The sequence below is a fragment of the Blastococcus sp. SYSU DS0753 genome (assembly GCF_054051175.1).
This window is the reverse complement of record NZ_JBJHAT010000023.1, coordinates 1-16930: the sequence shown is the minus strand read 5'-3', so window position 1 is coordinate 16930 and position 16930 is coordinate 1. Positions and strand designations below refer to the sequence as shown.

At 73.5% G+C, this 16930-nt stretch carries 16 protein-coding genes; 9 read left to right on the top strand and 7 right to left on the bottom strand.

What is annotated here, in order from left to right; translation table 11 throughout:
- Window positions 1–19 precede the first annotated feature (19 nt).
- The 3 genes from glnT to ACI799_RS15840 all read right to left on the bottom strand — a co-directional run bounded on the left by glnT (window position 20) and on the right by ACI799_RS15840 (window position 3784).
- A complete protein-coding gene (gene glnT / locus ACI799_RS15850) occupies window positions 20–1381 on the bottom strand; it encodes a type III glutamate--ammonia ligase (RefSeq protein WP_456600462.1) in 1362 nt (453 codons plus the stop codon).
- A gap of 187 nt (window positions 1382–1568) precedes the next feature.
- Complete coding sequence (locus ACI799_RS15845; protein WP_456590510.1) at window positions 1569–2903, bottom strand: ammonium transporter; 1335 nt, start codon at window positions 2901–2903, stop codon at window positions 1569–1571.
- 266 nt (window positions 2904–3169) lie between these two features.
- Entirely contained in the window at window positions 3170–3784 is a 615-nt protein-coding gene (locus ACI799_RS15840; protein WP_456600463.1) for a helix-turn-helix domain-containing protein, read from the bottom strand.
- A 207-nt stretch (window positions 3785–3991) separates the two neighbouring features.
- Between ACI799_RS15840 and ACI799_RS15835 the strand changes: the two genes are divergently transcribed.
- The 7 genes from ACI799_RS15835 (at window position 3992) to ACI799_RS15805 (ending at window position 9476) form a co-directional block, all read left to right on the top strand.
- A complete protein-coding gene (locus tag ACI799_RS15835) occupies window positions 3992–4354 on the top strand; it encodes a cupin domain-containing protein (RefSeq protein ID WP_456590512.1) in 363 nt (120 codons plus the stop codon).
- Window positions 4355–4561: 207 nt separating this feature from the next.
- On the top strand, window positions 4562–5035 hold the full coding sequence (locus tag ACI799_RS15830) for a dimethylamine monooxygenase subunit DmmA family protein (protein ID WP_456613453.1): 474 nt from the start codon (window positions 4562–4564) through the stop codon (window positions 5033–5035).
- Window positions 5032–6018 carry a PDR/VanB family oxidoreductase gene (locus tag ACI799_RS15825; protein WP_456613452.1) on the top strand — a complete coding sequence of 329 codons (987 nt, stop codon included), beginning with the start codon at window positions 5032–5034 and terminating at the stop codon, window positions 6016–6018. The genes ACI799_RS15830 and ACI799_RS15825 overlap by 4 nt, the downstream gene beginning before the upstream one ends.
- Window positions 6015–7007, top strand: a complete 993-nt coding sequence (locus ACI799_RS15820; protein WP_456613451.1) for a heme-dependent oxidative N-demethylase family protein — start codon at window positions 6015–6017, stop codon at window positions 7005–7007. Before ACI799_RS15825 ends, ACI799_RS15820 begins: the two co-directional genes overlap by 4 nt.
- Window positions 7004–7549, top strand: a complete 546-nt coding sequence (locus ACI799_RS15815; protein WP_456613450.1) for a dimethylamine monooxygenase subunit DmmA family protein — start codon at window positions 7004–7006, stop codon at window positions 7547–7549. The genes ACI799_RS15820 and ACI799_RS15815 overlap by 4 nt, the downstream gene beginning before the upstream one ends.
- Window positions 7546–8490: a PDR/VanB family oxidoreductase gene (locus ACI799_RS15810; RefSeq protein ID WP_456613449.1), complete on the top strand. Its 945-nt coding sequence runs from the start codon at window positions 7546–7548 to the stop codon at window positions 8488–8490. The genes ACI799_RS15815 and ACI799_RS15810 overlap by 4 nt, the downstream gene beginning before the upstream one ends.
- Window positions 8487–9476, top strand: coding sequence for a heme-dependent oxidative N-demethylase family protein (locus ACI799_RS15805; RefSeq protein WP_456590518.1), 990 nt, complete (start codon window positions 8487–8489; stop codon window positions 9474–9476). The genes ACI799_RS15810 and ACI799_RS15805 overlap by 4 nt, the downstream gene beginning before the upstream one ends.
- A 197-nt stretch (window positions 9477–9673) precedes the next feature.
- On the opposite strand, the gene ACI799_RS15800 is transcribed toward ACI799_RS15805, so the two are convergent.
- From ACI799_RS15800 to dnaK, 4 genes are all read right to left on the bottom strand, one after another.
- The gene (locus ACI799_RS15800) at window positions 9674–10147 is read right to left on the bottom strand and encodes a Dps family protein (RefSeq protein WP_456613448.1); all 474 of its coding nucleotides are present in this window, start codon (window positions 10145–10147) and stop codon (window positions 9674–9676) included.
- A 69-nt stretch (window positions 10148–10216) separates the two neighbouring features.
- Window positions 10217–12700, bottom strand: a complete 2484-nt coding sequence (locus tag ACI799_RS15795; RefSeq protein ID WP_456613447.1) for an ATP-dependent Clp protease ATP-binding subunit — start codon at window positions 12698–12700, stop codon at window positions 10217–10219.
- A gap of 57 nt (window positions 12701–12757) precedes the next feature.
- The gene (locus tag ACI799_RS15790) at window positions 12758–13669 is read right to left on the bottom strand and encodes a DnaJ C-terminal domain-containing protein (RefSeq protein WP_456613474.1); all 912 of its coding nucleotides are present in this window, start codon (window positions 13667–13669) and stop codon (window positions 12758–12760) included.
- Between the two features lie 43 nt (window positions 13670–13712).
- The gene (gene dnaK, locus ACI799_RS15785; RefSeq protein ID WP_456613446.1) at window positions 13713–15527 is read right to left on the bottom strand and encodes a molecular chaperone DnaK; all 1815 of its coding nucleotides are present in this window, start codon (window positions 15525–15527) and stop codon (window positions 13713–13715) included.
- A gap of 186 nt (window positions 15528–15713) precedes the next feature.
- On the opposite strand from dnaK, the gene ACI799_RS15780 reads away from it, so the two are divergent.
- Both ACI799_RS15780 and ACI799_RS15775 read left to right on the top strand, forming a co-directional pair.
- Window positions 15714–16451, top strand: coding sequence for a peroxiredoxin (locus tag ACI799_RS15780; RefSeq protein WP_456613445.1), 738 nt, complete (start codon window positions 15714–15716; stop codon window positions 16449–16451).
- Window positions 16452–16487: 36 nt separating this feature from the next.
- Window positions 16488–16796 carry a glutaredoxin family protein gene (locus ACI799_RS15775; protein WP_456600473.1) on the top strand — a complete coding sequence of 103 codons (309 nt, stop codon included), beginning with the start codon at window positions 16488–16490 and terminating at the stop codon, window positions 16794–16796.
- The last annotated feature ends 134 nt before the right edge of the window (window positions 16797–16930 follow it).

The window sequence follows — 16930 nt, the reverse complement described above, 5'->3', positions numbered from 1 at the left end:
CTCTCGACGATTCGGCTGGTCAGAAGGCGGTCACGTAGCGGTCGACCTCCCAGGAGGTGACCTGCCCGTGCCACTCGAAGAACTCCTCGCGCTTGACGCCGGCGAAGTAGGCCGCGACACCCGGGCCGGCGACGTCGAGAGCACCCGCGACCACCGGGTCGCTCTCCATCGCCTCGACCGCGTGCAGCAGCGTGGGAGGCAGCGGGCTGCTGGTGGCGGCCCCCGGGTCGCCCGGGTCCAGCCCCCGGCGCACCCCGTCCAGCCCGGCCGCCAGCGCCGTCGCCGCGGCGAGGTAGGGGTTGGCCGAGCCGTCACCACCCCGCAGCTCCACCCGGTTGCCGTCCGGCACGCGGAGCAGGTGGGTCCGGTCGTTGCCGCCGTAGGACGCCGTCCGCGGGGACCAGGTGGCGCCGGACCGGGTGCCCGTCGCGCCGGTGCGCTTGTAGGCGTTGACGGTGGGAGCGAGGACCGCCTGCAGGCCGCAGGCGTGCTCGATCAGACCGGCGACGAAGGAGTAGGCCAGGGCCGAGAGCCCGAGGCCGCGCGGGTCCTCGGCGTCCGGGAAGACCGGTGCGCCACCCCGCCACAGCGAGAGGTGCATGTGCAGGCCGCTGCCGGTGCGGTCGGTGAACGGCTTGCCCATGAAGGTGGCTGTCATGCCCCGCTGCTCGGCGAGGACCGAGAGCAGGTACCGGAGGGTGACCACCCGGTCGGCGGTGGTCAGCGCGTCGGCGTAGGCGAAGTTCTGCTCGAACTGCCCGTTGCCGTCCTCGTGGTCGTTGGCGTAGTTGCCCCAGCCCAGGGAGTTGATGGCCCGGGAGACCTCGGTCAGGTGGTCGTACATGCGGGTGAGGCCGCGGGCGTCGTAGCACGGGCGCTCGGAGGTGTCCCTCGGATCGGCCGGGCGCAGGGCGCCGTCGGGCCCGCGCTCGACGAGGAAGTACTCGACCTCCGCGCCGACCTTGAGGTCCAGGCCGAGCTCCGCGGCGCGGGCGAGCTGTTCCTTGAGGATCACCCGCGGCGCGTACGGCCAGGGCCGGCCCTCGACGTGCGGATCGCAGTGCACGATCGCCAGGCCGGGACGGATGAACGGCACCGGCATGTACGAGGCCGGGTCCGGGATCGCGATGAGGTCCGGGTCCTTCGGCTCCTGACCCATGGCGCCGACGGCGTACCCGGCGAAGCCGACACCCTCGGTCTGCAGCTCCTCGACCGCCTCGACCGGGACCAGTTTGGCGCACGGCTTGCCGGTGAGGTCCACGAAGAGCGCCAGGATGAACTGCGTGCCGTCGGCGCGGGCCCGCGTGGCGAGGTCGAGCACCTCGGGTTCGGCCGTGACGGCGACGGGCGGGGCCTCGGGACGGGTGGCGGTGAGCGGCACGGGATCCTCCTGCGGCTGTTCACTGACATGAACCTCTGTCACGTAGGAGTGAACACGCCCACCGTTTCCGCGGCGTTACGGTCGCGCCAGGTTCGTGTTGCCGCAGACCTCGCGCGACGCGCCGGAGGCCGGCCCCATCGGGGACCGGCCTCCGGTGTCACGTGGCTGCGCCGGGGGGCGGCGCAGGTCAGCGCGGCGACGTCGGGGCGACGGCGACCGGCGCGGGGGGCACCTCGTCGAGGCCGTAGACGGTCGCGCCCACCCGGGTCGGGCTCACGCCCCGGTCGAAGTCGTACGCCGACTCGGCGTGGACGGCGACGTCCAGGCCGGCGTCCTCCGTCGCCTCGTCGACGCGCAGCCCGATCGTGCGCTGCAGCGCCCAGGCGATGGCATAGGTCATCACGAACGAGAAGGTGCAGGTCGCGACGATCGCCACCAGCTCGCGCCAGACGATGTCGAAGCTGCCACCGAGCAGGACGCCCTGCACCCCGCCCGGCGAGTTCGACGCGCCGATGAGCATGACGCAGAGCGTTCCGGCGATGCCGCCGACGCCGTGCACGGCGAACGCGTCGAGGCTCTCGTCGATGCCCAGCTTCGTCTTCCAGGTCACCGCCCAGGCGACGAGGGCGCCGGCGACGAAGCCGACCACCAGCGCGCCGGCGGCGTTCACCGTGTCGGCCGCAGGCGTGATGCCGACCAGTCCGGCGATCGCCCCGGACGCCATGCCGAGCGTCGTCGCGTGGCCGTCGCGCAGCCTCTCGACCAGCAGGAAACCGAGGATGCCGGTGGACCCGGCGAGCAGCGTGGTCAGGACGACGTACTGCGCGAGGAAGTTCGCCCCGGCCGCCGAGCCCCCGTTGAACCCGATCCAGCCGAACCACAGGATCCCGGCGCCCAGGACGACCAGCGGCAGGCTGTGCGGCCGGTGCGTCGGCGAGCGCCGCTTGCCGAGGACCATCGCGAGCGCCAGGGCGGCGACGCCGGCGTTCATGTGGACCGCGGTGCCACCGGCGAAGTCGTGCAGCTGCAGCACGTTGCGCATCCAGCCACCGACGACGCCGCTCTCCTCGTCGTCGAAGGCGAACACCCAGTGCGCGAGCGGGAAGTAGACGAGGGTCAGCCAGACGGCGGAGAAGACCAGCCACGAGCCGAACTTCATCCGGCCGGCCGCGCCGCTGGCCACGATCGCGATCGTGATCGCGGCGAACAGGATGAAGAAGGCGGTCCAGTAGACGCCTTCCGCGCCACCGGTGCCGCCGTCGTCGTGGAAACCGGCGAGACCGAGGTGGTCGACCGGGTTGCCGATCAGGCCCCAGCCGCCGAGCGAGTCGCCCGACACCAGCCCGTAGCCGAAGAGGACGTAGAGGACGCTCGTGACGGCCAGCGTGCTCATGACCATCATCACCATGTTGAGCACGTTCTTGCTGCCGAGCATGCCCCCGTAGAACAGGGCGAGGCCCGGGAACATCAGGAGCACGAGCGCGAACGCCGCCAGGAGCCAGGCGAGGTCGGCTGCAGGCATGAGCCACTCTCCTCAGGTGAGTCGGGCGGGACCGGCCACGCCACGAGATCGGTGGATCGCACCCGGACACACGGGTGCGGAACGCCACGCCGGCGACCACCGCCCGACCGGCACCGAGGGCACCGGGGCGCGAGGCGGTCGTTGCGTGTCACGTCGTGAAACGCAGTCTCATGGTGCTGGACGCCCTCGTGGTTACGCGGACGTGAATCTGCGTTACGAAAGCGAGAGCTGCCGCCGCACGGGTGCGCGGTGCGGCCGGTCGCGACCTAGACGACGTGCCCGTAACCGGTGACGGTCAGGAAGCGGATGGGGAGCTCGATCAGCTCGACCGGCCCGTGCGGCCCCTCGCCGTCGAAGATCAGCGAGTCGCCGGGGCGCATCTCGTAGCGGGCTTCCCCGTGGCCGTAGATCAGCGCGCCCTCGAGCACGTAGATGAACTCGGTGCCGGGGTGCTGGAAGAGCGGGAAGACCTCGCTCGCCTCGGTGAGCGTGACCAGCAGCGGCTCCAGCCGCTTGTGCTCCCCGCGCAGCGCCCCCAGGAGCTGGTAGAGGTGCCCCACGTTGCTGCCCCGCCGGACGATCTGCGCCCCGTGGCCGGCCGGGGTGAAGACCGCCTCGCGCTCGGCGTCCACGCCCCGGAACAGCGCCGTGACCGGCACTGCCAGCGCCTCGGCCAGGCGCGCCAGGCTGGACAGGCTGCAGGAGGTCTGGGCGTGCTCGATCTTGGACAGCATCGCCTTGCTCAGGCCGGTCGTCCGCGCGAGCTCGGCCAGCGAGACGCCCTTGGCCAGCCGGAACTCGCGGACGCGCATCGCGATGACGTCCTCCAGCTGTCCGCCGGGCGCGTCGTCGTGCCCGCCGGGCTCGGGGGTTGCCTCCACGGCGCGAGCATAGGGGCCGCTCCGGCGGACGAGCGGGCTCCGCCGCGGCCGCATGACCCGGACGGGAGGGGCGTCACCGCACCCGCGAAGGGTCCTCGTCACCGACTCGTTACAGCGCCGACACCCATAGAATCGTCCACTGGCGTTACATGTCGTCCACCCACAGGGATCGGTCGCCCCGACGGGTCCCGCGCTGAGGAGGCGGACATGAGCACCACCGGCACCATCGTCTTCGGACACGCGAGCGGCACCTACGAGGGGCTCCCGAGCATGGAGGTCCCCGGCGTCAACGCAGCCATCGGCGACACGTTCGCCAACCCGGGGGGCTCGGAGCTGTGCTCCGGCTTCTTCGAGCTGCTCGCGGGCGAGCCGCTGGACTACACGTACACCTACGACGAGATGAAGGTCGTGGTGGAGGGCGAGTTCCACCTCACCGACCTCGACAGCGGCGCGCAGGTGATCGCTCGCCCCAAGGACGTGCTGTTCTTCCCGAAGGGTTCGCGGATCCGCTTCGAGACCCCCGACCGGGCGCTGGGCTTCTACACCGGCCAGCGGTCCTTCGCCCCCTGATCGGCATGGGCATCGAGCACACCAGCGTGCCGCGGTGGGCGGCCGCGCCGCCGGCCTTCCCCCACGGCGTCCGCAGCGCCGCCGTCCTGGGTCTCGACGAGGCCGCCGACCCCGTCGTCTCCGCCTGGGCGGCGCAGGCCGCGGCCGCCGGCGCGGCGGTGAGCGTGCTGCGGGCGCTCAGCACCGCCGAGGCGCTGGCCTGGGTGGGTGCCCGGGCCGGCGAGGCCGTGGTCGGCTGGCGGCTGCTCGTGGCGGGGGGGGGGGGGGGGGGGGGGGGGGGGGGGGGGGGGGGGGGGGGGGGGGGGGGGGGGGGGGGGGGGGGGGGGGTGGTGGCGGGGCAGTCCCCCGCCGCCCCCCCCCCCCCCCCCCCCCCCCCCCCCCCCCCCCCCCCCCCCCCCCCCCCCCCCCCCCCCCCCCCCCGCCCGGGCCCTCCGGCTGGGGGCGGTCCCGGCCGAGGTGCTGACCCACGTGACGGGGGTTCCCCGCCGCCGGGTCCACTGCGCCCACTGCGCGCACGAGACGGAGACCCCGGCCGCCCTCGGCGCGACCTGCGTCTGCCGGGGCTGCGGGCGGACGCTGCACGTCTACCACCACGTGTCCCGGCGGCTGGGCGCCTACCTCGGGTACATGGTGGACGCCGAGGACGCCGCCCCCGCCGCTCCGGTGGAGGTGCCGGCATGACGACGATCTCCCCGCCTGCACCCGCGGATGCCCCGACGCGCACCGGCCGGGGCGCGCTCCGGCTCCGGGTGGCCGGCGTGCGGGCGGCGGCAGCCGGCATCCGGTCGGTCGAGTTCGTCTCCGCCGACGGTGGACCGCTACCCGCCTTCCCACCGGGCAGCCACGTGGTGCTGCACTGCGGCGACCGGCGCAACGCCTACTCGCTGACCGGCTCCGGGACAGCCCCGGTGCGCTACTCGATCTCGGTGCTGCTCTGCCCCGACGGGTCCGGCGGCTCGCGCTGGGTGCACGAGCTCGTGGCCGGGGACGTCGTGGCGGCCGACGGGCCGCGCAGCGCGTTCGCCCCGGTCGCCACCGCACGGCACCACCTGCTCGTCGCCGGCGGCATCGGCATCACCCCGCTGCTCTCGCACGCCCGCGCCGCGGTCCGCTGGAAGCGGGACTTCACGCTGCTCTACGGCTACCGCCCGGGCGCTGGAGCGCACCTGGACGAGCTGCGCGAGCTCTGCGGCCCGCGCCTGGAGGAGCACCCGGAGGTGGCCGGCTTCGTCGCCCGCATCGAGGCCGCGCTCGCCTCCGCCCCGCTCGGCACCCACCTCTACGCCTGCGGGCCGGCCGCCCTCCTCGACACGGTCCTCGGGACGGCGGAGTGGCTGGGCTGGCCGGAGGCGCGGGTGCACACCGAGCGCTTCTCCGCCGCCGCGCTCGACCCGGGGGATCCGTTCGAGGTGACCCTCGTGCGGTCCGGACGGCGGGTCGGGGTCCCGTCCGGGGTGAGCCTGCTGGAGGCCCTCGAGGACGCCGGCGTCCCCGTGCCCAACCTGTGCCGGCAGGGGGTCTGCGGCGAGTGCCGCGTCCCCGTCGTCTCCGGCTCCCCCCTGCACCGCGACCTCTTCCTCGGCGAGGCCGAGAAGGCCGCCGCCGACAGCGTCATGTGCTGCGTCTCCCGCAGCACCGGCCCCACCCTGGAGCTCGACCTGTGACAGCCACCGACATCCGCGACCGGGCCCTGCCCGCCCGCATCACCTCGTTCCCCTTCCCCTTCCCGACCGACACCTACCGGTACAGCGCCAACGTGGAGCCGGCGGTCGCGCCACGGCCGACCGCCGCCGGCAGCTGGGGCGAGCACGTCCTGCACGTCGACGAGTACTACGCCTCCGACAGCGCCGAGTGCGCCGCCCTGCTGGCCGCGGACCCCACACGGCTGCAGGAGCTGCCGCACATGAGGCCGGCCGCCTGGGACGCGATGCTCTACGTGATGGGCGAGCTGCAGCGGGCCCGCCCGGAGGTGTTCGCGCTCGACCGCCTCGGCGGGGACCGCTGGCGCTGGCGCAACGAACTGCTGGGCATCGGGCAGCAGTTCACCTTCGGTGACGACGCGACGCTGCCGTCCGGTCCGCTCGAGTTCATCGCACCGCAGGTCCAGGACGACCTCGTGCTCCTCGACCAGCGCGAGGGAGCGCTGTGGGCCGACGCCGGCGTCGTCACGGCGGCCGCGGACTGGTCGATGCGCTTCGACGTCGGCATGAGCTTCCCCGAGATCCACGGGCCCGTCCCCCGTGTGCACCCCGAGGGCGTCATCGACCGCGCCCACCAGTTCCTCATGCGGCTCCAGCCCGGGGAGGCCTACCGCCGCACGAACTGGACGATGACCGTCGGCCGGCGGCTGGACACCGCGACCGAGACCTATCCCGAGTGGGGCCCCGACCGGCGTCTGGTCCTCGAGCAGGACCTCGGCTCCCGGCTGCACCTGCGCGTCGAGATCCAGCACCTGGTCCGGCTGCCCAGCTCCGGGGCGGTGCTGTTCCTCATCCGCACCTACCTGCTGCCGCTGGAGGACCTGGCGCGGGTGCCCGCGTGGCGCGACCGCTTCGCCGCCGTCCTCGAGGAGCTGCCGGAGGACATGGCCGACTACAAGGGCCTCACCCGCTTCCGCTCCGCCGCCGTCGCCTGGCTGCGCGGTGCGGCATGACCGCCGTCCTGACGGGAGAGCAGCTCCGGCCGCGCCGCACGAGCGTCCCCTCGTGGCCGGCGCAGCCCCCCTCGCTGGACCTCACCGGCCGCGCATTCCTCCTCGTGCAGGTCGGCGGCCGGGCCGCGGAGGTCGTCGACCGGTGGGCGGCCGAGGCGCGCGAGCACGGCCGGCCGGTGCGGCGCTGGGGGCTTCCGGGCGTGGACGGGTCGTCGGCTGCCTCGCTCGCCCGCCGCCTCGACGGGATGCACGTCGGCGACCGGGTGCTGGTGGCCGGGCCCGAGGCCGACGTCCTCGCCCTGGTCGCCCTGGCCCGCGGGCTGGGCTTGCTGCCCGAGGAGATCACCGCCTTCGCCGTCGCCCGGGGGCCGATCCCGGTGTTCTGCGCCCACTGCGAGACCACCGCACGGCTCCCGGTGGCTCCCGGCGCGGAGGTCGACTGCCCCGGGTGCGGCCTGCGGCTCGAGGTGCACGAGCACGCGTCGGGGCACCGGGGCAGCTACCTGGCCTCCGCGGTGACGGCACCTGGGGAGGCGGGATGAGCGTTCCGGCGACGCAGCTGCTGCGGGTGACGCGGATCGAGGCGGTGACCGACCGGGTGCGGCACATCGTGCTGACCGACCCGGAGGGCCGGTCGCTGGCCGGGTACGCGCCCGGCAGCCACGTGGTCGTGACCGCCGGCGGCACCCGCAACGCGTACTCGCTCACCGGCTCCGGGATCGCCCCGGGCGACTACCGGATCTCCGTCCTCCGCACCGGGGACGGCGGGGGCTCGGCCTGGCTGCACGACGTGCTGCGGGTCGGCGACCTGCTGCCGGTGGAGCCGCCCCGGTCGGCGTTCCGGCCGGAGCTGGCCGCGCGGAAGGCTTTCCTCGTCGCGGCGGGCATCGGGGTCACGCCGATCCTGTCGCACCTGGCCGCCGCCCGTGCGTGGGGACGCCCCGTGGAGGTCGTCTACGGATACCGCCGGGGCGAGGCCGCCCACCTCGAGGAGGTCCGCGAACTCGCCGGTCACGACCTGGTGGAGGCGCAGGGCCGGGTGGCCCTGGCCGGTGCGCTGCGCGAACGCATGGCGGTCCAGCCCTGGGGCACGCACGCCTACGCCTGCGGCCCGACCCCCCTCCTGGACCTGTTCACCGCGACGGCGCGCGCGGCCGGCTGGCCACCGGCCCGCGTGCACCTCGAGCACTTCCAGGCCCGGGAGCTCTCCCCCGGCCGGCCGTTCACCGCCCGGCCGCGGCACAGCGGCCGGGAGCTCCCGGTGCCCAGCGGCACCAGCCTGCTCGACGCGGTGCTCGGCGCCGGCGTCGACGTCCCCCACATGTGCCGCCAGGGCGTCTGCGGCCAGTGCCTGGTCCCCGTGGCCGCCGGCCGCGTGGAGCACCGGGACCTGGTTCTCGATGACTCCGACCGGCAGTCCTCGACCCACATGCTCGCCTGCGTGTCGCGGGCGGCCGACACCCACCTGGAGCTGGACCTGTGAGCGATCTGCCCCGGCTGCCCTGGCCCTTCGCCCCCACCGACCGGTCCTTCCGGTACACGGTCAACGTCGAGCCCGCCCGCCGGCGCGTGGCGACGCCCGCCGGGTCCTGGGGCGAGCACGTCGTCGACCTGGGCGACGACTACGCCGAGCAGATGGCGCTGCGCCGCGACGTGCTGGCCCGCGACCCCGGGCGGCGGCAGGTGCTCCCGCACATGGAGCCGGCGTGCTGGGACATGCTCCTGTACCTGCTCCGGGAACTCGTGACCGCCCGCCCGGACGCCATGCACCTGACCGACCTCGGGTCCGGGGCCTTCTCCTGGCGGAACGACCTCCTCGGCATCGAGCAGTCGTTCGTCCTGGGCGATGCCGCCACGCTGCCGACCGATCCGCTCACCTGGATCGGCTGCCAGGTGCCCGACGACATCCTCATGGTCAGCGAGCGCGGCGGCCGGCTGTGGTTCGACGCCGCGCTGGTCACCTGGGCCGCCGCGTGGTCGGTCAAGTTCGACATCGGCATGCACCTCGACGAGATCCACGGCCCCGTGCCCCGGCTCAACGAGGACGGCGTGACCAGCCGCGCCACCCGGTTCATGCGGGGCATCACGGCCGACCAGACCTACCGCCGGGTCAACTGGACCTTCTCCGCCCACGGCTCACCGCGGCGCGACATCAGCCTGGAGGCCAAGCCGGAGTGGGACGCCGACATCCCCCAGCTGGTGCGGGACGGCGACTTCGGCCGGCTGCAGCTGCGCATCGAGCTGGAGCACCTCACCCGGCTGCCGTTGACGGGAACGCTGACGTTCAACATCCGCACGTACATGGCGCCGTTGGCCGAGATCGTCACGGTCCCGGGCTGGGGCGAGCAGCTCTCCGCGATCGTCGCCGAGCTCCCGGCCGACATCGCCGAGTACAAGGGGATCGCGCCCTACCGCGACGAGGTCGTGGCCTGGCTGGCGGACGCCGTGCACCCCACCGTCGCGGCCTAGCCGCACCTGGCGCCGCTCCCGGGGTCGTCCGGCGCACCTCGCCGGGATGCTGCGGTCCGCTGCCCCAGCCTCCCTGCATGCGTGCGGTGCCGAGGACCCCCGGCGGGCCCGGGGTCCTCGACGTCGTCGACATCCCGGACCTGGCGGCCAGGGGCGGGCCGACGCGAGCGGCCGGCCCGCCGCCTCCCCGGTCCGCCTCACCGGGGCAGGCTCTCCGCCCGCCACATCCAGAGCTGCTTCTCGAGGGCACCGGTCGTCTCGATCAGCAGGTCCTGCGACACCGGGTCGTCCCGTGTGTCGTCGATGCGTGCCCGCATCCGCGCCACGACCTCGTCGAGCGCGTGGACGAGAAAGCTGATCGCCTCATCGGCCGGGATCCAGGCGAGCGGCGGCTGCGACAGCGCCGACTGCTCCTGCAGGGCCGTCGACCGGCCGTCGGGCAGCACGCCGATCGCGACCGCACGCTCGGCGAGCGCGTCCGAGTACTGCCGGGTGGTGGCGACGACGTCGTCCAGGTGCAGGTGCACGCTGCGGAAGTGGGGCCCCACCACCGTCCAGTGCACCTGCTTGGCGACCAGCCCCAGGTCGACCAGGTCGACGACGGCGCCCTGCAGCGCCTCCCCGACGGTCTTCCGGACGTCCTCGGGCAGCCGGCTCCTCATCTCGGTCATGGGCGGTTCCTCCTCCAGCGGTCGTAGGGATGGGTGCCACGTCCCTGCGACAGGGCCGTGGCGGTGGGCTCACTTCAGGACGATGTCGTCACCGGCGACGTCGACGTGCACGGTGTCGCCGTCCCGATAGACGCCCGAGAGCAGCTCCAGCGCCAGCGGGTCGACGATCGCGTGCTGGATGAGCCGCTTCAGCGGCCGCGCGCCGTAGTCGGGGTCGTACCCGCGACGGGCGAGCCAGCGCCGGGCGTCGTCGCTGACCTCCAGCGTCAGCTTCCGCTCGGCCATCCGCGTCTCCAGCTGCCGCAGCTGGATCTCGAGGACCTGCTCGATGTCGTCCTCGGTGAGCGACCGGAACCGCACGATCTCGTCGACCCGGTTGATGAACTCCGGCTTGAAGAAGTCCGCCGGGTCGCCGGGGAGGTTCGACGTCATGATCAGCACGGTGTTGGTGAAGTCCACCGTGCGGCCTTGACCGTCGGTCAGCCGGCCGTCGTCGAGGACCTGCAGCAGGACGTTGAAGACGTCCGGGTGGGCCTTCTCGATCTCGTCGAGCAGGACGACGGCGTACGGACGCCGGCGGACCGTCTCGGTGAGCTGCCCGCCCTCGTCGTAGCCGACGTAGCCCGGCGGCGCACCGACCAGGCGGGACACGGAGTGCTTCTCCATGTACTCGCTCATGTCGATCCGGACCATCGCCCGCTCGTCGTCGAACAGGAACTCCGCCAGGCTGCGGGCGAGCTCGGTCTTGCCCACGCCCGTCGGGCCGAGGAACAGGAAGCTGCCGATCGGCCGGTTGCGGTCCGCCAGCCCGGACCGGCTGCGCCGGATGGCGTTGGCGACGGCGCGGACGGCGGCGTCCTGCCCGACCACGCGGGCGTGCAGCACGTCCTCCATCCGGACCAGTTTCGCCACCTCGCCCTGCATCAGCCGGGCGACGGGGATGCCGGTCCAGCGGCTGACCACCTCGGCGACGTCCTCCTCGTCGACCTCCTCCTTGAGCATCTTCTGGGTGGACTGCAGCTCGGCCAGCCGCTCGGTCGCCTGCTCCACCTCACGCTCGACCGAGGGGATCCGCCCGTACCGGATCTCCGCGGCCCGGGTCAGGTCGACCGCGCGCTCGACCTCGCCGCGCAGAGCCTCCAGCTCCTCCTTGAGCTCCCGGATGCGCCCGATCGCCTCCTTCTCGGCCTGCCAGTGCGCCTTCATCCCCGCCGACTGCTCGCGCAGGTCGGAGAGCTCCTGGTCGAGCGCCGCGAGCCGGTCGCGGCTGGCGTCGTCGGTCTCCTTGGCCAGGGCCACCCGCTCGATCTCCAGCTGCCGGATCCGCCGCTCGATGACGTCGATCTCCGTGGGCAGTGAGTCGATCTCGATCCGCAGCCGGCTGGCCGCCTCGTCGATCAGGTCGATCGCCTTGTCGGGCAGGAACCGGCCGGTGACGTACCGGTCGGAGAGCACCGCGGAGGCCACCAGCGCGGCGTCCTGGATGCGGACCCCGTGGTGGACTTCGTAGCGCTCCTTGAGGCCGCGGAGGATGGCGATCGCGTCCTGCACCGACGGCTCGCCGACGAAGACCTGCTGGAAGCGGCGCTCGAGAGCCGGGTCCTTCTCGATGTGCTTGCGGTACTCGTCGAGCGTCGTGGCGCCGATCATCCGGAGCTGGCCGCGGGCGAGCATCGGCTTGAGCATGTTGCCGGCGTCCATCGAGCCCTCGGCCGAGCCGGCGCCGATGACTGTGTGCATCTCGTCGAGGAAGGTGATCACCTGGCCCTCGGCGTCGGCGATCTCCTGCAGGACCGACTTGAGCCGTTCCTCGAACTCGCCGCGGTACTTCGCACCCGCGACCATCGACGCCAGGTCGAGCGCCACCAGCCGCTTGTTCTTCAGGCTCTCCGGGACGTCGCCCTCGACGATCCGGCGGGCCAGCCCCTCGGCGATGGCGGTCTTGCCGACGCCGGGTTCACCGATGAGGACCGGGTTGTTCTTGGTCCGGCGGGACAGCACCTGGACGACGCGGCGGATCTCCTCGTCCCGGCCGATGACCGGGTCGAGCTTGCCCTTGCGGGCCTCCTCGGTCAGGTCGCGCCCGTACTTCTCCAGCGCCTGGTACTGCTCCTCGGCGTCCGGGGAGGTCACGCGGTGGCTGCCGCGGACCTGCTGGAGCCCGGCGAGCAGCTGCTCACGCGACACCTGCAGGTGGCCGGCGACCGCCAGCAGCAGGTGCTCGGTGGAGACGTACTCGTCGTGCAACTGCTGGCGCACCCGGTCGGCCTCCTCGATCGCGGCACGCAGCTCGCGACCGACCTGCGGTTCGGACCCGTAGGCGTGCGGCAGCCGGTCGAGGGCCTCGGTGACGCGGTCCCGCAGTCCGGGGATGCCGATACCGGCCTTCTGCAGCAGCGGCAGGACGACGCCGTCCTCCTGCCCGAGGAGCGCCGCGACCAGGTGATCGGGCGTGACCTCGGGGTGCGACTCCTGCCGTGCCCGCTCCACGGCGGCCTGGACTGCTTCCTGGGTCCTGCGTGTCCAGCGGTTCGGGTCGAATGCGCCGGCCACGGTGGAACACCTCCTCACTGTCGTTGATCTGTCGGTGGCGGGGTGTCGGCCGGTGCCTCACACCCCGAGGTGGGCTCGCGGCGCCCCGGGGGTCGCCGCCGCCAGTGCCTGCACGGCAGCCCGCTGGCGCTCGTCCAGCTCCCTCGGCACGTCGACCTCGACGGTGACCAGCAGGTCGCCCGCGCCGTCGGCGGCCGGCACACCCCGGCCCGGCACCCGCAGGGTCGTCCCGCTCCGCGTCCCGGCCGGGATCCGGACCCTGACCGGGCGGTCGAGCGTGGGCACCCGGACGTCGGCGCCCAGGGCCGCCTCGGCGAAGGTCACCGGCACGGTGACCGCGAGGTCACGGCCGTCCCGCCGGAAGAACGGGTGCGATGCCACCCGGACCCGCAGGACGAGGTCACCGGCCGGCCCGCCGTTCTCACCCGGCTCCCCGCGTCCGGCCAGCCGCAGCGTCTGCCCGTCCGCGATCCCCGGCGGGATGCGCGCCGTGACGGTCCGCGACCCCAGCCGGAGCCGGCGAGTGGTGCCGCGCACCGCCTGGTCGAACGGCAGCTCCACCGCCACCTCCAGGTCGGCCCCGCGGCGGGGTAGACCGGTCCCCCACCCGCCGTCGTCGGCGGACATGCCGAACAGGTCCTCGACCGTGACCCGGTGCCCCCCGGCCCGGGGACCGCGCCGGTTGACCCGCACGGACCGACCGTGCGGCCAGCCCGGCCCGCCCGTCGACCGACCGGCGGGAGCAAGCCGGCGGACCTCGTCGTACTCGCGCCGGCGCACGGGGTCGTGCAGCACCTCGTAGGCCGACGTGACCTCCCGGAACCGCTCACCGGCCCCGGCGTCGGGGTTGGTGTCGGGGTGCAGTCCCCGGACCAGGCGGCGGTAGGCGCGGGTGATCTCCTTGTCCGACGCGGACTCCGCGACGCCGAGCACGCGGTAGTAGTCCTTGTCCAGCCACTCGGCGGTCATCGCCACGGTCGTCCACCTCCTTCCCATCAGAGGGCAGCCGGGCTCACGCCCGGCTGCCCTCGTCGACCACCTCGGCGTCGATCACGTCGTCGTCACCGGCGGCCGTCGCCGCGCCACCGTCGGGAGCCTGCTGCTCCTGGAGCCGGGCGGCGAAGGCGGTGCCCGCCGCGGTCAGCCGCTCGGTCGCCGCGCGGAGAGCAGTGACCTCGCCGTGCTCGACGAGGCCCCTCACCTCGCTGACCGCCGCCTCCAGCTGGTCGCGTTCGGGGCCGGTCACGTCGCGGTGCTCGGCCAGCAGCTTCTCGCTCCGGTAGAGCAGGGCGTCCGCGTCGTTGCGGGCCTCGGCCTCCTCCCGCCGTCGGCGGTCCTCCTCGGCGTGCGCCTCGGCGTCGCGGACCATCCGGTCGATGTCCTCGCGGCTGAGGGACGACTGCCCGGTGATGGTGATCGACTGCTCCTTGCCCGTCGCCCGGTCGGTGGCCGAGACGTGCACGATGCCGTTGGCGTCGATGTCGAAGGTGACCTCGATCTGCGGCACACCACGCGGCGCCGGGGGCAGGTCGGTCAGGTGGAACCGGCCCAGGGTCTTGTTGCCGGCGGCCATCTCCCGTTCGCCCTGCAGGACGTGCACCTCGACGGAGGGCTGGTTGTCCGTCGCCGTGCTGAAGACCTCGGTGCGGCGGGTGGGGATGGTCGTGTTCCGCTCGATGATCGTGGTCATCACGCCGCCCTGCGTCTCGACGCCCAGGGAGAGCGGCGTGACGTCGAGCAGCAGCACGTCCTTGACGTCGCCGCGGAGCACACCGGCCTGGACGGCAGCCCCGACGGCGACCACCTCGTCGGGGTTCACACCCTGGTGCGGGTCCTTGCCGCTGAGCTCGCGGACGAGCTCCACGACCGCCGGCATCCGGGTGGAGCCACCGACCAGGACCACGTGGTCGATGTCCCGCGGACCGAGTCCGGCGTCCCGCAGCGCCTGCTCGAACGGCCCGCGACACCGCTGCAGCAGGTCCTCGGTCAGCTCCTGGAACTTCGCGCGGGTCAGCGAGACGTCCAGGTGCCTGGGCCCCTCCGCGGTAGCGGTGATGTAGGGCAGGGTGATCTGGGTCTGCGTGGCGCCGGAGAGGTCGATCTTGGCGCGCTCGGCGGCCTCCTTGAGCCGCTGCATCGCCATCGGGTCCTTCGACAGGTCGACCCCTTCCGCGGTGCGGAACGTGTCCACGAGCCAGTCGATGACCTTCTGGTCCCAGTCGTCACCGCCGAGCCGCGTGTCGCCGGCCGTGGACTTCACCTCGAAGACGCCGTCGCCGATCTCCAGCACCGAGACGTCGAAGGTGCCGCCGCCGAGGTCGAAGACGAGCACGGTCTCGTCCTTGGCGTCCTTGTCCAGCCCGTAGGCCAGCGCCGCAGCCGTCGGCTCGTTGATGATGCGCAGCACCTCCAGGCCCGCGATGGTGCCCGCTTCCTTCGTCGCGGTCCGCTGCGCGTCGTCGAAGTAGGCGGGGACGGTGATCACCGCCTGCGTGACCGGCTCGCCCAGGTACGCCTCCGCGTCACGCTTGAGCTTCTGCAGGACGCGGGCGCTGATCTCCTGGGCGGTGTACCGCTTGCCGTCGACGTCGGTGGCCCAGTCGGTGCCCATGTGCCGCTTCACCGACCGGATCGTGCGGGCCGCGTTCGTCACCGCCTGACGCTTGGCGACCTCACCCACCAGGACCTCGCCGTTCCGGCTGAAGGCGACGACCGACGGTGTCGTGCGCCCTCCCTCGCTGTTGGGGATGACGGTGGGGTCGCCGCCCTCGAGGACGGCGACGGCCGAGTTCGTGGTGCCCAGGTCGATACCGACCGCACGTGACATGTCCGAACCTCCCTGACTCTCCTCACGTCGGGACGTGGCCGGGACGCCGTGCCGGCGCCCCGGGCAGCGTTCCGACCGACGTGCCACGCTCCTGAAATATTCCCTCAGCCACTGTAAGTTTTATAGTCCGTCGGTAGTAGGTACAACGTGCCCGGGTGGGACCGGGACTGTCGACGAGGGGGTTCGATGGGGACCACGTACTCCACGCGGGCGGCGGAGCCCGCCCGCCTGCCCCGACTGGAGGAGCGCTTCGCCGAGCTCGGTGAGCAGCTCGACGACTCGCCGGTGTCGGAGGCACTCTCCGTGCTGCACGCGATGGTGCAGGAGGTGGCGAACCGGACGCCGACGGCCGGGGACAGCCGTGACCGGCGAGCGGAAACGGCCCTCGGGGACGTCGCCGACCTGTACCTGACCGCGCCGCCGATGGGCGGCCCTGCCGAATCGACCGGCTTGACCGTGGGCACCCGGGCGCCTGAGTTCACCCTGCCCGACGCCGAGGGCCGGCCGGTGAGCCTGTCGGACTTCCGGGGCCGACCGGTCGTTCTGGTGTTCTACCCGCTCGACTGGAGCCCCGGGTGCAGCCGGCAGCTGGAGCTGTACCAGCAGGAGCTCGCGGAATTCGAGAGCCGGGACGCCGAGCTGGTGGGGATCTCCGTCGACTCGCTGTACAGCCACGGCGCGTGGGCCGCCGTCCGGGGGATCAGCTTCCCGCTCCTGTCGGACTTCCACCCGCGGGGCGAGGTGGCCCGCCGGTACGGCGTCTGGCGCGAATCCGACGGCTTCAGCGACCGGGCGCTGTACGTGGTGGACGCCGACGGGGTCATCCGGTGGGCCCACGTCTCGCCGCGCGTCGACCACCTGCCCGACATCTACGAGCTGTTCACCGCGCTCGACGAGCTCACCGGCCGCCGCGAGGCGGCCTGAACCGATCGAGCGCCGACACGTGCGAAGGAGGCCTCGATGGCGACCACGTACATGGTCCCGAAGCAGCCGGCCGTCCGGGTGCGGCCGGCCGTCGGGACAGCACCGGTCACCGTGTACGGCAATCGGTGGTGCGGGATCACCCAGATGACCCGCCGACTGCTCGACCGCGCCGGGGTGCCCTACCAGTACGTCGATCTCGACCTCCATCCGGAGGCGGAACGCCGGCTGCGCTGGATGACCGGCGGCGTCCTGAGGAACCCGGTCGTCGACGTGGGCGGCCAGTGGCTGGAGCAACCGACCGTGAGGGAGCTGGAATGGGCGCTGACACGGCACGGCCTGCTCTGACCACCTGCCGGGCCTGCGGACGGCGCAACCGGCTCCCCGCCGCCGCCCGTGGGGGGGGGGGGGGGGGGGGGGGGGGGGGGGGCGGCGGCGGGCGGGGGGGGGGGGGGGGGGGGGGGGGTGGCCGCGCGGGCGGC